This window comes from Paenibacillus sp. P4_E11 (assembly GCF_056401635.1).
In genome coordinates, this window is record NZ_JBFUIX010000177.1 from 1 (window position 1) to 5,975 (window position 5,975).

Below are 5,975 nucleotides of genomic sequence, written 5' to 3' on the forward strand. Positions count from 1 at the left end.
AGCAAGTAACAGGCTTGTATGATGGACAATCCTACAATTTCAGCGTCATTGTGAAGGATAAGGATGGCCGGAAAAGTGTCTACAATAAAGTAACGATTAGAACTGTAGCGATTCCGACCTACACGGTGACGTATAACACGTATGGTGGCACTGGAAGTGTACCGACAGATAGTAACGCGTATTGGCGGGGAGAGTTGGTGACCGTACTGGGAAGTGGGAGCCTAACGAGAGCGGGCTACACCTTCGCAGGGTGGAATACGCTAGCGGATGGAAACGGAACGACCTACGCGGCGGGAGCAACGTTCAGCATGAGTACGGCGAATGTCGAGCTGTATGCGGTGTGGACCCAGAATCCGACGTACACGGTGACTTATAAAATGAATGGCGGCACAGGAAGTGTGCCGACGGATAGCAGTGTGTATGAGCATGGAATGAGTGTCACTGTACTTGGCAATACGGGGGGCCTGACCAGACCGGGTTACACCTTCACAGGCTGGAATACACAAGCGGATGGGAATGGAACGACTTATGTGGCGGGAGCAACGTTCAGTATGAGTACGGCGAATGTCGAGTTATATGCGATATGGGCGCAAAATCCGAGCTACACGGTGACGTACTCGATGAATGGTGGCACAGGAAGTGTGCCGACGGATAGCAATGCGTATGAGCAGGGAGTGACGGTAACCGTACTGGGAAGCGGGGGCCWGACGAGACCGGGCTACACCTTCGCAGGGTGGAATACGCTAGCGGATGGAAACGGAACGACTTACGCGGCGGGAGCAACGTTCAGCATGGGTACGGCGAATGTTGAGCTGTATGCGAAGTGGACGCAGAATCCGAGCTACACGGTAACGTACTCGATGAATGGCGGCACAGGAAGTGTGCCGACGGATAGCAGTGTGTATGAGCAGGGAATGACGGTAACCGTACTGGGAAGTGGGAGCCTGACGAGACCGGGCTACACCTTCGCAGGGTGGAATACGCTAGCGGATGGAAACGGAACGACTTACGCGGCGGGAGCAACGTTCAGCATGAGTACGGCGAATGTTGAGCTGTATGCGGTGTGGACGCAGAATCCGAGCTACACGGTGACGTATAAAATGAATGGTGGCACAGGAAGTGTGCCGACGGATGGTAATGTGTATGAGCAGGGAATGACGGTGACTGTACTGGGAAGTGGGGGCCTGACGAGATCAGGCTACACCTTCGCAGGGTGGAATACACAAGCGGATAGAAACGGAACGACTTACGCGGCGGGAGCAACGTTCAGCATGGGTACGGCGAATGTTGAGCTGTATGCGGTGTGGACCCAGAACCCGAGCTACACGGTGACGTATTCAATGAATGGTGGCACAGGGAGTGTGCCGACGGATGGCAATGCATATGAGCAGGGAATGACGGTAACCGTGCTGGGAAGTGGGAGCCTGACGAGAGCGGGCTACACCTTCGCAGGCTGGAATACGCTAGCGGATGGAAACGGAACGACTTACGCGGCGGGAGCAACGTTCAGCATGGGTGCGGCGAATGTTGAGCTGTATGCGGTGTGGACCCAGAACCCGAGCTACACGGTGACGTACTCGATGAATGGTGGCACAGGGAGTGTGCCGACGGATAGTAATGCGTATGAACAGGGAATGAGTGTCACTGTACTTGGCAATAYGGGAGGCCTGACGAGACCGGGCTACACCTTCGCAGGGTGGAATACACAAGTGGATGGGAATGGAATGACATACGCGGCGGGAGCAACGTTCAGCATGGGTGCGACCCATGTTGGGTTATATGCTAGGTGGACCCAGAACCCGACGTACACGGTGAGCTATAGCGTTTACGGTGGCACAGGAAATGTACCGATCGATAGCAATACATATGAGCAGGGAATGAGTGTCACTGTACTTGGCAATACGGGAGGGCTGACCAGACCGGGCTATACCTTCGCAGGCTGGAATACGCAAGCGGATGGRAACGGAACGACTTACGCGGYGGGAGCAACGTTCAGCATGGGTGCGRCSMATGTTGGGCTATATGCTAGGTGGACCCAGAACCCGACCTACACGGTGACGTATAGCGTTTACGGTGGCAYAGGAAATGTACCGATCGATAGCAATGCATATGAGCAGGGAATGAKTGTCACTGTACTTGGCAATACGGGAGGCCTGACCAGACCGGGYTACACCTTCGCAGGGTGGAAYACRCAAGCGGATGGAAATGGAACGACTTACRCGGCGGGAGCAACGTTCAGCATGGGTACGGCGAATGTYGRGCTRTATGCKRKGTGGACMCAGAAYCCGASCTACACGGTGACGTATAGCGTTTACGGTGGCACAGGAAATGTACCGATCGATAGCAATGCATATGAGCAGGGAATGATGGTAACTGTACTTGGCAATTCGGGAGGACTGACCAGACCGGGCTACACCTTCGTTGGCTGGAACACGCAAGCGGATGGAAATGGAACGACTTACGCGGCGGGAGCTACGTTCAACATGGGAGCGGCCAATGTTGAGCTGTATGCGGTGTGGACACAGAATCCGAGCTACACGGTGACGTATAAAATGAATGGTGGCACAGGGAGTGTGCCGACGGATAGCAATGCATATGAGCAGGGAATGACAGTGACTGTACTTGGCAATCCGGGAGGACTGACCAGACCGGGTTACACCTTCGCAGGCTGGAACACACAAGCAGATGGGAATGGTACGACTTACGCGGCGGGAGCAACGTTCAGCATGGGTGCGGCCAATGTTGGGCTATATGCCAAGTGGGTTGCCAATTCGACCGATGGTCCGACAGGAGGCAATTCCGATAACGAATCAACCATCACCTCACCAGGCGGAGATACGGGGAATTCATTAGAAAAACCCACGGGTTTGAGCGTGACTGTGGGGGGGCAAGCTAAGGATCTGATTGCGAATGTTTCAATCACGAAGGAAGATGAACAAGCTGTAATGGCTGTGTATATGGATACTGATAAATTGAAGGCTCTGCTTGAAAGAGAGGGAGAAAAGCCAGAGATCGTCATTTCCGTCACACAAAACGTGGATAAAGTGTCTGTGATATTGAACGGGGACGCTGTAAAAGGGATAGAAAACACGCAGGGTATGTTGATTGTCCAAACATGGAGTGGTAGCTACAAGCTACCTATGGTGGAGATCATGATCGATTCATTGACGAAGCAATTCGGAGAGCAGGTATCGACAGCAGATATGGTCGTCCGTATAGACATTGCGAAGAGTGATACTGCCCAAATTTCGCTTATGAAGCGTACGGCCAATGAAGAGGGATKTACCGTTATTGGACCACTCATTGATTTCACGATAACGATTACGTATAACGGCAAGAGGATAGAAGTCGGCAAGTTTAACTCGTATGTAGAAAGGGAAATTTCGCTTCCGGATGGCGTGAGCCCTAACCATATTACTACGGCTGTGATTATGGAAGCAGATGGAACGATTCGCCACGTTCCTACACGTTTTACGACTCATGAAGGGAAGGTTGTTGCCGTTGTGAGTAGTCTGACCAACAGCACCTACTCCCTGATCTGGAACCCGATCCGATTCGAAGATGTCGAGACACATTGGGCTAAGGACGTCGTGAACGACATGGGGGCTAGAATGGTTGTGGGTGGTGTTGATGAAAGTCATTATAATCCAGACGCTTCCATTACCCGCTCGGAGTTCGCGGCAATCCTCGTACGCGCTCTCGGCTTGGCTAACACCATGACAACCAAGGCGTTCACGGATGTTAAATCCGGTACGTGGTACAACGGCGCGGTAGCGGCAGCCCAAGAGTACGGGATGATTGAAGGGTACGACGATGGAACGTTCCGTCCAGCCCATACAATCACGCGCGAAGAAGCGATAGTTATGATCTATAGGGCAATGAAACTTGTAGGACTGGATACGAACTTCAGCAGCAAGGATACTGAATCCACTTTATCCAAGTTTGTGGACGGCGCAGCAGTTCAAGCATGGGCCCAACAAGCGGTTGTCGCGACCGTGAATAGCCAACTAATCCAAGGGTCTAATTCGGAGTTGATGCTGGGGCGCGACATGTCAAGGGCAGAAACGGCCATCATCGTTCATAGGATGTTACACATGGCGAACTTGATTAACAGTACAAATCTTCAATAGCATCTTGAACCTCCTCCTAGGCCCCCTAATTAAACTGGAGTCTTCCCATCCAATAATTTAAACTAGGGACAAGGGAGATGATCGGTATGGGAAAGAGGCTAAAAGAGGAAGATCGACTTAAACTCGTTAGGGAAGCGTTGGCCGGTGTTAAGGTGGGGGTGTTATCCCGCATGTACGACATCCATCCAGAAACCATACGGGGGTGGATTAGGGATCACCGTGACTCTATCGCACCCGAGGATATTCCGATGGCAGACGAGCATTTGCAAGAGATTCAGCGACTGCAAGATGTGGAACAACGCTACGAAAAGGCCGTCAAGGTGCTCGGCGAGAAGGAACTCGAAATTGAGATTCTAAGAGAGTTGCTAAAAAAGCAAACCCCCGCTTATCCGAAAAATTCGAAGTAGTAGACCCATTTATTAAGCGGGGTGAATCAGCAGCAATGGTTCTGCGCATACTCAGGCTGTCCGAATCCACGTACTACGATCGCAAAAAGCGGGCGACCAACTTGAAAGGGGACCGTCCCACAGAAGGGCAGAGGGGCCGTCCTGTGCCTGGATACTCTCTCACAGTAACGGGTGAGAAAGTCAGTGACGAACAAATGAAGGAGTGGCTGCTCGAACTCCTCGAAGGTGAAGAACACGTCTATGGCTACAAACTTCTTGGTCAATGTATTCGAGACAGATGTAAAGTGAAACTGAACAAAAAGAAGTCGTATCGCCTGTGCAGTGAGCTAGGTATTCTCCAAAAACCGCGTAAGCGAGTCCAGTCGCATCCACGCAGACTACCGAAAAATCGGGTAATTACCGGATCCAACCAGCTGTGGCAAATGGACATTAAATACGGCTACGTCATCGGGCAGGAGCGTTTCTTTTTCGTGCTCAGCATCATTGATGTATTTGATCGCGTTGCAGTTCAACAGTACAGAGGTCCGTTATGTGAAGCCAAGCATGCTGTCCAAGCGTTATGGTACGCATTACAGAGTCGCATAGAGCCAGGCGAAGCGATGCCTGTGATACGAACTGACAATGGGCCTCAATTCGTCAGCAAGTTATTCGGGGATACGTGTGAGAGCCTAGACGTACTGCATGAACGTATCCCGCCGCGAACGCCGAATATGAATGCCTACATTGAATCGTTCCATAGCTTACTCGAACGCGATCTGTTCAGTATTAGAGACTTCATGACCTTCGAGGAAGTCTATGAGGCGCTTGATCAATACATGGACTTCTACAACAACCGCAAGATGCACGGTAGCTTAAAGCGGATGCCTCCAACGAAGTTTTCAGAATGGGTCAAGACACTGGAGGACTCGTCGGCATTCCATAAAGCGATGTAACAGCTCGAAAAAACGAGCTATTCTACGAACGAATAATAATTGTAGGGCATGACTCCGGATTAAGGGGGCCTAGCCGCCTCTACACAAACTACGAAAGGCACCCATCACGGGTGCCTTTAAGTTTTTGCCTATAATTTTGATAGGGGGCATGTCTCAAATAATGCTGAAGCGGAGAGTTGAAAGGCGGATTCCCCGCGCTGTTATTGACTGTGCTGCACCTGCCGAGAGCCTAGTAGGGGCGTAAGAGAACAACTAGAATATTTATGTAAGGGGGATGTCCCTACAGGTCTTAATGAAAAGATCTAGGGATTCGTACGAATCCTGAAAAATACTAAAATACATGATTTTTGATCCGTTTGCATCTGAAAGAATCATATTGCTGCGAAAGTGCAACTTTTTAGCTGTAGTTCGGGCGGAATTGAGATAATGTCGATAATATCATGCAGCATTTGCAGGATTCTATAGTATTTGGGACAGTGCGGGAGAAAATCCTGCACTATTGCAGC

The 5,975-nt window shown here is 51.0% G+C and carries 3 protein-coding genes; all 3 read left to right on the forward strand.

Annotated elements, in window-relative coordinates:
- Window positions 1–4,130: InlB B-repeat-containing protein (locus tag AC1DWB_RS30470; RefSeq protein WP_477544852.1), on the forward strand; the 4,130-nt coding region annotated here is incomplete at its 5' end.
- A gap of 86 nt (window positions 4,131–4,216) precedes the next feature.
- On the forward strand, window positions 4,217–4,537 hold the full coding sequence (locus tag AC1DWB_RS30475; RefSeq protein ID WP_477544853.1) for a helix-turn-helix domain-containing protein: 321 nt from the start codon (window positions 4,217–4,219) through the stop codon (window positions 4,535–4,537).
- Between the two features lie 35 nt (window positions 4,538–4,572).
- Window positions 4,573–5,469 (forward strand): IS3 family transposase, encoded by an 897-nt coding sequence (locus AC1DWB_RS30480; RefSeq protein ID WP_477544854.1) that lies wholly within the window; start codon window positions 4,573–4,575, stop codon window positions 5,467–5,469.
- The last annotated feature ends 506 nt before the right edge of the window (window positions 5,470–5,975 follow it).